Genomic DNA, 14,246 nt, shown 5'->3' on the forward strand with positions numbered 1-14,246 from the left:
CCCCCGGATCCGGAGAGGAGATCAGCGGTCGCGCTTCTCCTTGATCTTCGCGGCCTTGCCGCGGAGCTCACGGAGGTAGTACAGCTTGGCGCGACGCACGTCACCGCGGGTGACGACCTCGATCTTCTCGAAGATCGGGGAGTTCACCGGGAAGGTGCGCTCGACACCGACGCTGAACGAGACCTTGCGAACGGTGAAGGTCTCGGAGACGCCGGCGCCCTGGCGGCGGATGACGACACCCTTGAACTGCTGGATACGGGAGCGGTTGCCCTCGATGACGCGGACGTGGACGTTGATGGTGTCACCCGGGCGGAAGGCCGGGACGTCCGAGCGCAGCGTGGCGGCGTTGACGCCGTCGAGCAGGTGAGACATGTTCTTCGTCTGCTTTCTTCGCACGACGCCACAGGTCGCCGGTGCGGGTTTTCGTAGAGAATTCGGGAGCTGCGCCACTCGCCGCACGACTGTCCCCCTGTGGCAGGGGCGCACGCGAGCACACAGCAGCCGCTTATTCTTCCACGGTCCGTGGCCTGCGCCAAAATCGGCCGTCGCCGGTCGGCTTCCAGCCCAGGGCGCCGAGCAGCTCCCGGTCCTTCTTGTCGTACGCGGACGCCTCGCAGCGCTCGATCAGGTCCGGGCGGTTCTGCGCGGTCCTGCGCAGCGCCTCGTCGCGCCGCCAGCGGGCGATCTTCCCGTGGTGGCCGCTGAGGAGCACGTCCGGGATGCCGCGGCCGCGCCACTCGGGCGGCTTGGTGTAGACCGGCCCTTCCAGCAGGTTCTCCATCTCGCCGGGGGCGAAGGAGTCGTCGCGGTGCGATTCGGCGTTGCCGAGGACACCGGGCAGCAGCCGGGCCACGGCCTCGGTGATCACGAGTACCGCGGCCTCGCCGCCGGCCAGGACGTAGTCGCCGATGGAGACCTCGTAGACCGGCATGCGCGTGGCGTACTCGTCCATGACGCGCCGGTCGATGCCCTCGTAGCGGGCGGGGGTGAAGATCAGCCAGGGCCGCTCGGAGAGCTCGACGGCCAGTTCCTGCGTGAACGGGCGGCCGCTGGGCGTGGGGACGACGATGACCGGCCCGTGGGCCCCGGCCTCGTACCCGTCGGCCAGGGCCTCGTCCAGGGCCTCGCCCCACGGCCCGGTCTTCATGACCATGCCGGGGCCGCCGCCGTACGGGGTGTCGTCGACCGTGTTGTGCCGGTCGTACGTCCAGTCGCGCAGGTCGTGGACGTGTACGTCGAGCTGCCCGCGGGCCCGCGCCTTGCCGACGAGGGAGACGTCCAGCGGCTCCAGGTACTCGGGGAAGATCGTGACGACGTCGAGCCGCATCAGGCTTCTTCCCCATTGTCGCGCGAGGAGACGATCTCGGCGCGGTCGTCGATCAGCCCGGGCGGCGGGGTGATGACGCAGCGCTGCTCCTCCAGGTCGATCTCGGCGACGATCTCCTCGACGAAGGGGATCATCACCTCGGAGCCGTCCGGCCGCTCGACGATGAAGAGGTCCTGCGAGGGCAGGTGGCTGATCTCGGTGATCCTGCCGATCTCGGTGCCGTCCTCCAGGACGACGTCCAGGTCCATCAGCTGGTGGTCGTAGTACTCGTCGGGCTCCTCGGGGAGCTCCGCCGGGTCCACCTCGGCGATCAGCAGCGTGTTGCGCAGCGCCTCGGCGCCGTTGCGGTCCTTGACCCCCTCGAAGCGCAGCAGGAGGCGCCCGCTGTGCACCCGGCCCGTCTCGATGGTGAGCGGGCCCGTGGAGGCCGGCTCCGTCAGCAGCACGGCACCGGGCGCGAGCCGCAGCTCCGGCTCGTCGGTCCGCACCTCGACGGTGACCTCACCCTTGATCCCGTGGGCGCGGCCGATCCGCGCGACTACCAGCTGCACTGTCTGTCTCTCCTGTCCAGACGACGACGGGCCGGGGTGGGCACGCATGCCCTCCCCGGCCCGTGCCGGTGATTCAACTGCTCAGCGGACGTGGTCCACGTCGACGAGGTCGACGCGGATGCCGCGGCCGCCGATGGCGCCCACGACGGTGCGCAGGGCACGTGCGGTGCGGCCGTTGCGGCCGATCACCTTGCCGAGGTCGTCCGGGTGGACGCGGACCTCGAGCACCTGCCCGCGCCGCAGGTTGCGCGAGGCGACCTGCACGTCGTCGGGGTTGTCCACAATGCCCTTTACGAGGTGCTCAAGAGCCTCCTCGAGCATGCTCAGGCCTCGGTCGACTCGGCGGCGGCCTCAGCCTCGTCCGCCTTCTTGTCGGCCTTCTTCTTCTGCGTGATGGCCTCGCCCTTGGTCTCGCCGATGCCCTCGAGGGCCTTGGCGAACTCCTCGAAGGAGCGGCGCTTGTCTTCCTTGGTGGCCGGCTGCAGCAGCGGCGCCGGGGCCGGCAGGCCCTTGTGCTTCTGCCAGTCGCCGGTCAGCTTCAGGATGGCGAGCACGGCGTCGGTCGGCTGGGCGCCGACGGACAGCCAGTACTGCGCGCGCTCGGCGTTGACCTCGATGCGCGAGGGGTTGTAGGTCGGCTGGTAGATGCCGATCTCCTCGATCGCGCGGCCGTCCCGGCGGGTGCGGGCGTCGGCGACGACGATGCGGTAGTGCGGAGAGCGGATCTTGCCGAGGCGCTTGAGCTTGATCTTGACTGCCACTGGAGTGGTGTCTCCTGAACTTGACGTGGTTGGGCACTTTGAGATGCCACGTGGGGTTGCGGTACTCGGATGCCCGATGGACGCGTCAGCCGGAGGAGAGAGGGATCCTATGCGACTGTCGAGTACAGCTTGTCATTGTGCCACATGCCGACGGCGCCTCCTCCCCGGGGCCGGTGATCAGTGGCACACCGCCCCACGGCGCCGTACGCCGCCGGCTCAGGACGCGGCGGCGGTGACGGCGACCTCGGGGATGCGGAAGGGCTTCATGCAGCCGCCGCACACGATCGGCGCCTGGGCCAGCACGGAAGGAACCACCCGCACGTTGCGCCCGCAGTCGCAGACCGCCTTGACGCGCACGCCGCCGCCCGAGGAGCCGTGCCGCGCGGCCGGCCCGCGGAAGCTGCGCTTGGTGTCCGCGGCCGTCGCGACCGTATGCGCCTTGAGCGCGCGCTGCAGCCGCTCGATGGTCGGCCGGTAGCGCTTCTTCGCCTCGGCGTTGAGCGTGACCAGGGAGAAGCCGCTGCTCGGGTGCGGCTCGTCGGAGTGGTCCAGCCCCATCTCCTCGGCGATCGCGAGGAATCTGCGGTTGTGGTAGCGGCCGGCCCGGGAGGTGTCGCGCACTCCGCGGGCGGCGGCGATGCCGTGGACTGCCTCGTGCAGCAGTCGCTCGAAGGAGAGTTCGGCGCCGCAGGCGGACGAGGACTCTCCGATCAGGGACTCGGGGGCGGCAAGATCGGGCAGCTCGGGGTGGTGCCGCTGAATGTCGGCCCACGCCTGCGCCAGCTCTGCGGCGAGAACAGGTGGTGTCGTGCTCACGTCGTGACAACGAGCCGAGGGGCCCCGGTGTTCCGATTCCGGGCCATTCCAAATTTTTTGCACGTACCAGTCAGTTCAGCCTGATGCGTCCCGACGAGGACGGGTGCGCCGATCCCAGGAGGAGTCGGTACGTAACGACGACCGACAGACGTCAGCCCCGGCGCGCGGCTCGTGCCGCACGCCGGGGCGCGTCGAGTGTCACCCTGCGTCGATCACCGGTCGGCGGTCAGTACGACCGCGCGACGATGGCGAGCGTACCGGGGGCGTCGTCCGACTCCGGAACCGACCCGTCCTCGGCGATCAGGCAGCGCACGGTCACGGCCTGCTCGCCCAGCTTGGCCTCGCCCTCCGGGCCCAGCACGTCCCACGGGATCCGCGCCCAGCCGCCGGCGACCGCGGCCTCGCCGGCCTCCTCGATGGTGGCCACGTCGGTCGTACGCGACTCCCGGCGCTCGCGGGACTCCCGCAGCAGCTGCGCCTGGTCCTCCTCCAGCACCTTGGGCAGCAGGTCCGCCAGGGCGTCGATCTGCACCGGCTCCTTGCCGCCCGGGATCCGGCGGGCCAGCATCGCCGTGCCGGCCTCCAGGTCGCGGGGGCCGATCTCGATGCGCACCGGGACGCCCTTGAGCTCCCAGTCGACGGCGCGGCGGCCGAACGGGACGTCGACGCGGTCGTCGACCTGGACCCGCAGGCCGACGGCCTTCAGACGGTCGCCGAGCTCGCGCACCTTGGCCACGGCCTCGTCGCCCTTGATCGCCATGACGACGACCTGGACGTGGGCCAGGCGCGGCGGGACCCGCAGGCCGTTGTCGTCGCCGTGCGACATGATCAGACCGCCGACCATGCGGGTGGAGACGCCCCACGAGGTCTGCCAGACCAGCTCCTGCTTGCCCTCCTTGGACAGGTAGGAGGTGTTGAACGCCTTGGCGAAGTTCTGGCCGAGCTCGTGGCTGGTGCCCATCTGGAGGGCCTTGCCGTCGCCCATCATGCCCTCGAGGGTGAGGGTGTTGATGGCGCCGGCGAAGCGCTCCTTGGGGGTCTTGCGGCCGAGCACGACGTCGATGCCGAGCACGTTGGTCATGAAGTCGCCGTACACGTTCCGGTGGATGTGCGCGGCGTAGTCGCGGGCGTCCTCGTACGTGGCGTGGGCGGTGTGGCCCTCCTGCCAGAGGAACTCACTCGTACGGAGGAACACGCGGGGGCGCATCTCCCAGCGGACCACGTTGGCCCACTGGTTGATCAGCAGGGGCAGGTCGCGGTAGCTCTGCACCCACTTCGAGAAGTAGTCGTTGATGATCGTCTCGGAGGTGGGGCGGACGACGACCGGCTCCTCCAGCTCCTTGCCACCGCCGTGGGTGACGACCGCGAGCTCGGGGGCGAAGCCCTCGACGTGCTCGGCCTCCTTGGTCAGGTAGGCCTGCGGGATGAACATCGGGAAGTACGCGTTCTGGGCGCCCGATTCCTTGATCCGGGCGTCCATCTCCTGCTGCATCCGCTCCCACAGCCCGTAGCCGTACGGTCGGATGACCATCGTGCCGCGCACTGGGCCGTTGTCGGCCAGTTCGGCCTTGTTGATCAGATCCTGGTACCAGCGGGGGAAATCCTCCGCCTGGGGGGTGAGAACGGGAGCCTTTGCCATGGCGCGAATGGTACGGCGCCGGGTGCTCGATCCGTGAATCGGGTGGCGCACTCCTCTGGACGCGGGGGCGAATGGGGAGTTCTCTGGCAACGGGGGCAAGGGGGCGACAAGGAATCAGGAGCGCTCTTTCGATGACACCGACGCCGACGCCGACACTCGCCGCCCGGGACTGGGCGGAGATCCAGGAGCGGATGCTCGTACCGCTGTACGAGGCGGTCTTCGACCGGCTGGAGATCGGGCCGGGCGACCGGCTGCTCGGCCTGGACTGCGGAGCCGGGCTGGCCCTGCTGCTGGCCGAGGGGCGGGGAGCGGCCACCACGGGCGTGGAGGCGGATCCGTCCCGGCGGGCCCTGGCGCGCGAACGGCTGCTGGAGGTGGCGGCGGCCCCGCCGGCGGTGGCCGGCCGGCCGTACGACGTGCTGCTCGGCTTCTCGACGTCGGCGGCGTCCCTGGCCGCCGCCCTGCCGGCGGTCCGGCGCGGCGGGGCGGTCGTCCTGGCCGGCTGGGGCCCGGCGGAGCGCTGCACCGTGCCGGCCGTGCACGGGTGCGGCCCGGCCCCGCAGGACCTGGACGCGCTGGTGGCGGAGGCCGGGCTGGTGCCCGACGGGTCGGGCCGGGTGTTCTGCCCCTTCGGGTACGCCGATTTGGACAGTGCGGTGCGCGGCCTGCTCTCGACCGGCCTGTACGACCGCTCGTGCGACCCGGCGCAGGTGGAGAAGGAGCTCACCGAGGCGCTTCACCCGTACGAGCGGGCGGACGGCGCCGTCTGGCTGCCGAACATCTTCCGCTACGTGATCGCCCGGGTGCCCTGACGCAGGAACGGGCCCGGGAGCGGGCACGGGCCGCCCGGACGGCCCCGGCGACGGGGCCCCGGGGGTCACTTCGCCAGGCGCGGGATGCCGGCGGTGGCGTACGCGGCGGCCTCGTCCAGGGTCTCGTTCTCCAGCAGGGCCTCGGCGAGGGCGTCGAGCTTCGGCCGGTGTTCGCGCAGCAGGCGGCAGGCCTCCATGTAGCACTCGTCCACGATCCGGCGCATCTCCACGTCCACCGCGTCGAGCGTGGACGGGGCCGCGACCAGGCCGTACGGGCTCTGCGGGTCGGACGGGATCGCGGTGAGCCGGCCGATGCGCTCGCTCATGCCCCACCGGCCGACCATGCCGCGGACGATGCCGGTGACCTGCTCCAGGTCGTTTTCGGACCCGGTGGTGATCACGTCGTACACGGTGTGCTCGGCCGCCATGCCGCCCAGCGCGCCGATGATCCGGCCGCGCAGGTACTCCTCGGTGTAGGCGTACCGGTCCGCCTCGGGCGTGGACAGGGTGACGCCGAGGGCCCGTCCGCGCGGCACGATCGTGATCTTGCGGACCGGGTCGGCGCCCGGTTGGAGCATGCCGAGCAGGGCGTGCCCGCTCTCGTGGTACGCGGTGCGGCGGCGCTCCTCCTGCGGCATGACGAGCGGCCGTTCCGCGCCGAGCTGCACCTTCTCCAGGGCCTCGGACAGGTCGGCCCGGGTGACCGCGTCGCGCCCCCGTTTGACCGCCAGCAGCGCGCCCTCGTTGGCGAGGTTGGCGAGCTCGGCGCCGGTCATGCCGGGGGTCGTGGCGGCCACGTGCTCCAGGTCCACGTCGGGGGCGAGCGGGATCTCGCGGGTGTGGATCCGCAGGATCGCCTCCCGGCCGCTCTTGTCGGGCGGGGAGACGGTGACCGTGCGGTCGAAGCGGCCGGGGCGGGTGAGGGCCGGGTCCAGGACGTCGGCCCGGTTGGTCGCGGCGATCACGACGACGCCCTCGGAGCCGGAGAAGCCGTCCATCTCGGTCAGGATCTGGTTGAGGGTCTGCTCTCGTTCGTCGTGGCCGCCGATGCCGCCCCCGGCGCCGCGGGCCCGGCCGATGGTGTCGATCTCGTCGATGAAGATGATCGCGGGCGCGACCTTGCGCGCCTCCGCGAACAGCTCCCTGACCCGGGATGCGCCGACGCCGACGATCATCTCGATGAACTCGGAGGCCGACGCGGAGAAGAACGGCACGCCGGCCTCGCCGGCGACCGCGCGGGCCAGCAGGGTCTTGCCCGTGCCGGGCAGGCCCGAGAGGAGGACGCCGCCGGGCATCCGGGCGCCCATCCTGCGGTAGCGCTGGGGGTCCTTCAGGAAGTCGACGACGTCGCTCAGCTCGCCCGCGACCTCGTCGATGCCCGCCACGTCCTCGAAGGTGGTGCGCTTCGCGCCCTCCTCCAGCTCCACGGGCCGGGGCGGCGCCTTGCGGCCCAGCGCGCCGAGGCCGCCGCCCATCGCCGAGCCCATCCGGCGGGCGATGAACACCCACAGCAGGATCAGCAGCAGCATCGGGGCGAGCGAGAGCAGCAGGTTGGCCAGGAAGCTGCGCTGGACGACGACCGGGGAGGCCGTCACGGTCACGTTCTGCCGGGTGAGATCGGCCCACAGGTCGTCCTCGGCGAAGGCCGGCCGCTGGGTGACGAACTTGGTGTAGTCGCCCTTCTCCTCGCCGCCGCCCTGCGGAAGCGGCTGCTTCGCCTTCAGCTCGCCCTGGATGGCGTCGCCCTTGGAGTAGATCTTCGAGACGTTCCCGGCGGCGACCTGCTTGCTGAACTCGGTGTACGAGATCGTCGGCTCGTCGGGCTCGTTGAAGAACGACAGCACCAGGTTGGTCACCAGGAACACGACGAGGGCGGCCAGGACCAGCCCGCGCCAGCCACCGCCGGGCATGCGTTTCCTCGGCTGCGGGCCGGGCGGCGCGCCCTCCGACCGCCAGGGGGTGTCGGCCCGGTCGCGGGGCGGTGCGGGAGTGGGGCTGGGCACCAATGGCCTCCTTACTGCCGTCCTCCCGGCCGACCATAAGGGATATTCCGGACGGTGGCTTCCGGACGTCCACGGCACCGCGCGCGGACGCGGACGGGCCCCGGCCGCATCCCGCGGCCGGGGCCCGTACGACAGCGCTCGACTCGTCGTCGGGCTGCTCGTCGCGCTACTTCATGAACTTCTTGAACTCGTCCGGCAGGTCGAAGTCCTGCCCCGACTGGCCCCCGGCCGGCAGGCCGAACGGGCTGCCGGCGGCGCCGGGCACACCGCCCTGCGCGGCCTGCTCGCGCCGCGTGGCGGCCTCCAGCTCCTCCTGCTTGCGCTTCATCGGGTTGCCGCTCTTGCGCTTGCCCTTGGCCTGCTTGGGCTGCTTCTTCTGGCGGCCGGGGCCGCCGCCCATCCCCGGGATGCCCGGCATACCGGGCATGCCGCCGCCCTGGGCCATGCGGGACATCATCTTGCGGGCGTCGAAGAACCGCTCCACCAGGTTCTTGACCGCGCTCACCTCGACACCGGAGCCCTTGGCGATACGGGCGCGGCGCGAGCCGTTGATGATCGTCGGGTCCTGGCGCTCGGCCGGGGTCATCGACTTGATGATCGCGGCGGTGCGGTCGACGTCGCGCTCGTCGATGTTGTTGATCTGGTCCTTGATCTGGCCCATGCCCGGCAGCATGCCGAGGAGCTTGGAGATGGAGCCCATCTTGCGGACCTGCTCCATCTGGGCCAGGAAGTCGTCGAGCGTGAACTCCTTGGGACCCTTGGCGAGCTTGGCCGCCATCTTCTCGGCCTCGGCCTGCGAGAAGGTCTTCTCGGCCTGCTCGATGAGGGTGAGCATGTCACCCATGTCGAGGATCCGGCCCGCCATGCGGTCCGGGTGGAACGCGTCGAAGTCGTCGAGCTTCTCGCCGTTCGAGGCGAACATGATCTGCTTGCCGGTGACGTGCGCGATGGAGAGCGCGGCACCACCGCGGGCGTCGCCGTCGAGCTTGGAGAGCACGACGCCGTCGAAGCCGACGCCGTCGCGGAAGGCCTCGGCGGTGTTGACCGCGTCCTGACCGATCATCGCGTCGACGACGAAGAGGATCTCGTCGGGCGAGACCGCGTCCCGGATGTCCGCGGCCTGCTGCATCATCTCGGCGTCGATGCCGAGGCGACCGGCGGTGTCGACGATGACGATGTCGTGCTGCTTGGTGCGCGCGTACTCGATGGAGTCCTTCGCGACCTGGATCGGGTCGCCGACGCCGTTGCCGGGCTGCGGGCCGTAGAAGCCGACGCCGGCGCGCTCGGCGACGATGCCCAGCTGGTTGACCGCGTTGGGGCGCTGGAGGTCGCAGGCGACGAGCAGCGGGGTGTGGCCCTGGCCCTTCAGCCAGAAGCCGAGCTTCCCGGCGAGGGTGGTCTTACCGGCACCCTGGAGACCCGCGAGCATGATCACGGTGGGGGCGGTCTTGGCGAACCGCAGGCGGCGGGTTTCGCCACCGAGGATCGAGACCAGCTCGTCGTTGACGATCTTGAGGACCTGCTGGCCCGGGTTGAGCGCCTTGGAGACCTCGGCCCCCAGCGCCCTTTCCTTGACGTTCTTGATGAACGACCGGACGACCGGAAGGGCGACGTCCGCCTCGAGGAGCGCGATACGGATCTCCCGGGCCGCGGAGTCGACGTCCGCCTCGGACAGGCGCCCCTTGCCTCGCAGGGTCTTGAAAGTACTCGCCAGGCGGTCGGAGAGGGTATCGAACACGGCGCTCGCTGGTCCTTGGGGTCGGGGACGTTGAGAATCGCCATCCAGGGTATCCGGCCGCGCAGACAAATAGGCCCCGCCTGCCGGATGAGGCAGGCAGGGCCGTGAACCCCGCACGTACGGGGAGCAGGCATTGCACACCGCGGCGCCTCGGGCGCGCTCGGGGTCATCCCCGCCGGTTCACCTCCGCCGGCGGGGAGCACACCCCTACAACGAGCGGCCGAAGGTCGAAGTGCGGGCGGCGCGGCAATTCCAGCCCCGCCGGCGTTTGAGGCGCGGGGTCCGGGGGCGGAGCCCCCGAAGCTCCGGCCCCGCCTGCGTTCGGGGCGCCGGGGGCCGGGGGCGGGGTCCCCGGTTTCGGGAAGGGGCGGGGCTGGGGAACGGCTCCGCGCAGCGGTGGGCGCCGGCGGGCGGCCGGGCGGCGGTGCGGCTATGACAGGGCGGTGGCGAGGGCGTCGGCCACGGCGGCCGCGCCGCCGGGGTCGAGGGGCTTGCCCTCGACCGTGGTGACGTACAGCGAGTCCACGGCGTTCGCGCCCAGCGTCGAGACGTGCGCGCTGCGGACCCGGACGCCCGCCCCCTCCAGCGCCCGCCCGATCCGGTGCAGCAGCCCCACCCCGTCGGGCGCCCGCACCTCCAGGACGGTGGCGAGCGAGGACACGTCCGGGACCACGGTGACCCGCGGCGGCGGCGGGACCACCCCGCGCCGCCGCGGGTACGCCGCCTCCCGGTCGGCGAGCTTCGCGGAGACGTCGAGGGAGCCGTCCAGGGCCCGGACCAGGTCGGCGCGGAGCCGGGCGGCCTCGGGCAGGCGCCCGTACTCGGCGGCCACCCGCCACCGGAGCACGAGGACCTCCCCGAGGTGCTCGGGGAGTTCCAGCGCGCGCAGGTCGGCGGCGCGGACGGTGAGCCGGTGCAGGGCGAGGACCCCGGCCACCGCGGGGAGCACGCCCGGCTGGTCGGGGACGGCGACGGCGAGTTCCACCCCGACGGCGTCCTCCTCGTGCCGGGTGTGCAGGGCCAGGACGGGTTCCCCGGTGCGCAGGGCCTCCACCGCGAGCCGTTCCTCCTCGGCGGAGGGCGCCGGGTCGGGCTGTCCGGGGACGGGGGCCCCGCCGAGGACGGCGGCGACCCGCCGGACCAGGTCGGCGACCAGGGAGGCACGCCAGGCCGACCAGGCGGCGGGGCCGGTGGCGAGCGCGTCGGCCTCGGTGAGGGCGTGCAGGAGTTCCAGCGTGCCGGGGGTGCCGACGGCTTCGGCGACGGAGCGGACCGTCGCTGGGTCGTCGAGGTCGCGCCGGGTGGCGGTCTCGGCCAGCAGCAGGTGGTGGCGGACCAGGGTGGCCAGGACGTCGGCGTCGGCGTCGGCGAAGCCGAGGCGAAGGGCCGTGTCGCGGGCGATGGTCTCGCCGACGACGGAGTGGTCGCCGGGCCAGCCCTTGCCGACGTCGTGCAGCAGGGCGGCCATCAGCAGCAGGTCGGGGCGGCCGACGCGGCGGGTCATGGCGGAGGCCCGGACGGCGGTCTCCACCAGGTGCCGGTCGACGGTCCAGGTGTGGACGGGGTTGCGCTGCGGGCGGCAGCGGACCCGCTCCCAGTCGGGCAGGAGCGCGGAGACGATGCCCTCGGCCTCCAGGGCCTCCCAGACCCCGACGGTGGGCTCCCCCGCCCCGAGCAGGGTGAGGAGCTGTTCGCGGGCCTCGGCGGGCCAGGGCACCGGTAGCGGCCGGCTCTGGGCGGCGAGGCGGCGTACGGCGTGCGGTGAGACGGGCAGTCCGGCCTGGGCGGCGGCGGCGCCGAGGCGCAGGGCGAGGACGGGGTCGCGTTCGGGCCGGGCGGCGCGGGCGAGGACGGCCTCGCCGTCGGACTCGACGACGCCCTCGGCGAGCGGGGCGCGTTCGGCGGCGGGGCCGCGGTTGCCGAGGAGTCCGCGCAGCCGGGGCCGGGCGGCGCGGGCGCGCAGGACGCGGCCGACCTCGCGCCAGGTGACGTCGGCGGCGTAGGCGACGGTCCGGGCGGCCTCGTAGACCTCGCGGAGCAGCGCGTCCGCGTCGAGCAGGCCGAGCCGGGCGGCGACCTGGTCCTGTTCCTGGAGGGCGAGCCGGTCGCCGGCGCGCCCGGTGACGAGGTGGAGGGCGTCGCGGGCGTCGAGGAGCCGGCGGCGGGCTTCGGCGAGGCCCTCGCGGGGTGCGTCGGCGACCCAGGAGGCGGCGACGGCGCGCAGGGCGGTGATGTCCCGGAGGCCGCCGCGGGCCTCCTTGAGGTCGGGTTCGAGGAGGAAGCGGAGTTCGCCGGCCCGGTCGGCGCGTTCGCGGCACATGGCGTGCAGGTGGGGCAGGCGTTTGGGGGCGTGGTTGCGCCAGTCGGCGAGGACGGAGGTGCGCAGGCCGGTGAGGAGGCCGAGGTCGCCGGCGACGGCGCGGGCGTCGAGGAGTCCGAGGTGGACCTTGAGGTCCTCGGCGGCGGTCCTGCGGGCCTCGCCGGGGGTGCGGACGGAGTGGTCCAGGGAGAGGCCGAGGTCCCAGACGGGGTACCAGATGCGGTCGGCGAGGCGGGCCAGGTCGGCGGGGGCGGCCTTGCCGTCGTGGAGGAGGAGCAGGTCGAGGTCGCTGCGCGGGGAGAGTTCGCCGCGCCCGTAGCCGCCGACGGCGACGAGGGCGGCGCCGCGTACGCCTGTCTCCCGCGCGGCGGTGGTGAACAGGGCGTTCAGCCAGTCGTCGGTCAGCCCGGCCAGCGCGGAACGCCGCGAGGGCCCGGACCGCGACTCCTGCTGGAGGAGTCGCAGCCGGGCCGCGGCGTAGCCGCTGGGTCCCGGGTCGGAGGTGTCCGTGGTCTCGTCGACGCTCGTCACCCAGGGTCTCCCGTCGTTAGAGCGCTTCGGCGCCGCGCTCGCCGGTGCGGACGCGGATCAGGGCGTCCACCTGGACGCTCCACACCTTGCCGTCACCGATCTTGCCGGTACGGGCGCCCTGCACCAGGATTTCCATGACCGGCTCGGCGTCGTCGTCCTCGACGACGACCTCGATGCGGATCTTGGGCACGAGGTCCACGGTGTACTCGGCACCGCGGTAGACCTCGGTGTGGCCGCGCTGGCGGCCGTAGCCGCTGGCTTCGGAGACGGTCAGGCCCTGCACTCCGTACCGCTGGAGGGCGTCCTTGATCTCGTCCAGCCGGTGCGGCTTGACGATCGCGGTGATCAGCTTCATGCGTCAACCTTCTTGCTCGCGGCGGCAGCGGGGGCGGCGGCGGGGGCGGTGCTCCGGGCGGAGGTGCCGCCGCCGGCCCCGCTGAAGTCGTAGGCGGTCTCGGCGTGCTCGACCTGGTCGATGCCGGAGACCTCGTCGTCCTCGGTGACCCGCATCCCCATCGTCTTGTCGAGGAGGAGGGCGAGCACGGCGGATGCGACGAGAGAGTAGGCGAGGACGGAGAAGACGCCCACTGCCTGCTTGCCGAGCTGTTCCGGGCCGCCGCCGTAGAAGAGGCCGGCCGCGTCGGACTGGACACCGCCGGTGGCGAAGAAGCCGACGAGGAGCGAGCCGACGATGCCGCCGACGAGGTGGACGCCGACGACGTCGAGGGAGTCGTCGTAGCCGAACTTGTACTTGAGGCCGACGGCCATGGCGCACAGCAGGCCGGCGATGGCGCCGATGGCGAGCGCGCCGAGCGGGGAGCAGGAGCCGCCGGCGGGGGTGATGGCGACGAGGCCGGCGACCGCGCCGGAGGCGGCGCCGAGGGTGGTGAAGGAGCCGTGGCGCAGCTTCTCGTAGCCGAGCCAGGCGAGCATCGCGGCTGCGGTGGCGACCTGGGTGTTGAGGAACATCACGGCGCCGACGCCGTCGTCGTTGCCGAGCCAGGAGCCGGCGTTGAAGCCGAACCAGCCGAACCACAGCAGGCCGGCGCCGAGCATGACGAGGGGGAGGCTGTGCGGGCGCATCGGGTCCCGCTTGAAGCCGACGCGCTTGCCGATGACGAGGATGACGGCGAAGGCGGCGGCGCCCGCGTTGATGTGGACGGCGGTGCCGCCCGCGAAGTCGATCACGCCGAGGTCGAAGAGCCAGCCGCCGGGGGCCCAGACCCAGTGGGCGACGGGGAAGTAGACGACGGTGACCCACAGGGCCGTGAACAGGGCCCAGGCGCTGAACTTGACGCGGTCGGCGAGGGCGCCGCTGATCAGGGCGGGGGTGATGACGGCGAACATGAGCTGGAAGACGGCGAAGACGTAGACCGGGATGGTGTAGCCGTCCCAGAGCTCGGTGATGCCGATGCCGCTGAGGCCGAGGTAGTCGGGGGACCAGCCGATGACTCCGCCGGTGTCGGCGCCGAAGGCGATGCTGAAGCCGTAGAGCACCCACAGGACCGTGACGATCCCGAGGCTGATGAAGCTCATCATCAGCATGTTGAGGCTGCTCTTGACGCGGACCATGCCGCCGTAGAAGAAGGCGAGTCCCGGGGTCATCAGCATGACCAGGGCGGAGCAGATGAGCATGAACCCGGTGTTCGCGGCGGAGAGCGTCGGGGCGTCTGCCGCGAGGGTCGTGATGGCTGATGCCATCGGCGTCTCCTCGTCGTCGGTACGTTCGCGTGCGGGCGATCGTGGAA

13 protein-coding genes are annotated in these 14,246 nt (G+C 72.2%); 1 reads left to right on the forward strand and 12 read right to left on the reverse strand.

The features are described from left to right. Nucleotides 1–21 precede the first annotated feature (21 nt). The 7 genes from rplS to proS form a co-directional block, all read right to left on the reverse strand. Nucleotides 22–372, reverse strand: coding sequence for a 50S ribosomal protein L19 (gene rplS / locus ACZ4VL_RS13035; protein ID WP_468199137.1), 351 nt, complete (start codon nucleotides 370–372; stop codon nucleotides 22–24). Between the two features lie 133 nt (nucleotides 373–505). Next, nucleotides 506–1,327 carry a tRNA (guanosine(37)-N1)-methyltransferase TrmD gene (trmD, locus tag ACZ4VL_RS13040; RefSeq protein ID WP_468199140.1) on the reverse strand — a complete coding sequence of 274 codons (822 nt, stop codon included), beginning with the start codon at nucleotides 1,325–1,327 and terminating at the stop codon, nucleotides 506–508. Then, complete coding sequence (gene rimM, locus ACZ4VL_RS13045; RefSeq protein WP_404242056.1) at nucleotides 1,327–1,878, reverse strand: ribosome maturation factor RimM; 552 nt, start codon at nucleotides 1,876–1,878, stop codon at nucleotides 1,327–1,329. Before rimM ends, trmD begins: the two co-directional genes overlap by 1 nt. 81 nt (nucleotides 1,879–1,959) lie before the next feature. Then, on the reverse strand, nucleotides 1,960–2,199 hold the full coding sequence (locus ACZ4VL_RS13050; protein ID WP_031107040.1) for an RNA-binding protein: 240 nt from the start codon (nucleotides 2,197–2,199) through the stop codon (nucleotides 1,960–1,962). A 2-nt stretch (nucleotides 2,200–2,201) separates the two neighbouring features. After that, nucleotides 2,202–2,639, reverse strand: a complete 438-nt coding sequence (rpsP, locus tag ACZ4VL_RS13055) for a 30S ribosomal protein S16 (RefSeq protein WP_179176226.1) — start codon at nucleotides 2,637–2,639, stop codon at nucleotides 2,202–2,204. Between the two features lie 216 nt (nucleotides 2,640–2,855). Next, entirely contained in the window at nucleotides 2,856–3,455 is a 600-nt protein-coding gene (locus ACZ4VL_RS13060; protein ID WP_361095249.1) for a hypothetical protein, read from the reverse strand. A 226-nt stretch (nucleotides 3,456–3,681) separates the two neighbouring features. Then, entirely contained in the window at nucleotides 3,682–5,094 is a 1,413-nt protein-coding gene (gene proS / locus ACZ4VL_RS13065; RefSeq protein ID WP_468199144.1) for a proline--tRNA ligase, read from the reverse strand. Between the two features lie 131 nt (nucleotides 5,095–5,225). Here proS and ACZ4VL_RS13070 point away from each other — a divergent pair, with 131 nt between their 5' ends. Continuing rightward, complete coding sequence (locus ACZ4VL_RS13070; RefSeq protein WP_468199146.1) at nucleotides 5,226–5,906, forward strand: SAM-dependent methyltransferase; 681 nt, start codon at nucleotides 5,226–5,228, stop codon at nucleotides 5,904–5,906. A 65-nt stretch (nucleotides 5,907–5,971) separates the two neighbouring features. Here ACZ4VL_RS13070 and ftsH read toward each other — a convergent pair whose 3' ends face one another. The 5 genes from ftsH to ACZ4VL_RS13095 all read right to left on the reverse strand — a co-directional run bounded on the left by ftsH (nucleotide 5,972) and on the right by ACZ4VL_RS13095 (nucleotide 14,199). Continuing rightward, nucleotides 5,972–7,909, reverse strand: a complete 1,938-nt coding sequence (gene ftsH / locus ACZ4VL_RS13075; RefSeq protein ID WP_468199148.1) for an ATP-dependent zinc metalloprotease FtsH — start codon at nucleotides 7,907–7,909, stop codon at nucleotides 5,972–5,974. Between the two features lie 166 nt (nucleotides 7,910–8,075). Beyond that, nucleotides 8,076–9,647, reverse strand: a complete 1,572-nt coding sequence (gene ffh, locus ACZ4VL_RS13080) for a signal recognition particle protein (protein ID WP_468199151.1) — start codon at nucleotides 9,645–9,647, stop codon at nucleotides 8,076–8,078. Between the two features lie 430 nt (nucleotides 9,648–10,077). Further along, complete coding sequence (locus ACZ4VL_RS13085; protein WP_468199153.1) at nucleotides 10,078–12,498, reverse strand: [protein-PII] uridylyltransferase; 2,421 nt, start codon at nucleotides 12,496–12,498, stop codon at nucleotides 10,078–10,080. Between the two features lie 16 nt (nucleotides 12,499–12,514). Continuing rightward, nucleotides 12,515–12,853: a P-II family nitrogen regulator gene (locus tag ACZ4VL_RS13090; protein WP_468199155.1), complete on the reverse strand. Its 339-nt coding sequence runs from the start codon at nucleotides 12,851–12,853 to the stop codon at nucleotides 12,515–12,517. Continuing rightward, entirely contained in the window at nucleotides 12,850–14,199 is a 1,350-nt protein-coding gene (locus ACZ4VL_RS13095; RefSeq protein ID WP_468199158.1) for an ammonium transporter, read from the reverse strand. Before ACZ4VL_RS13095 ends, ACZ4VL_RS13090 begins: the two co-directional genes overlap by 4 nt. Nucleotides 14,200–14,246: the final 47 nt, after the last annotated feature.

This window comes from Streptomyces sp. NPDC029014, assembly GCF_055564695.1.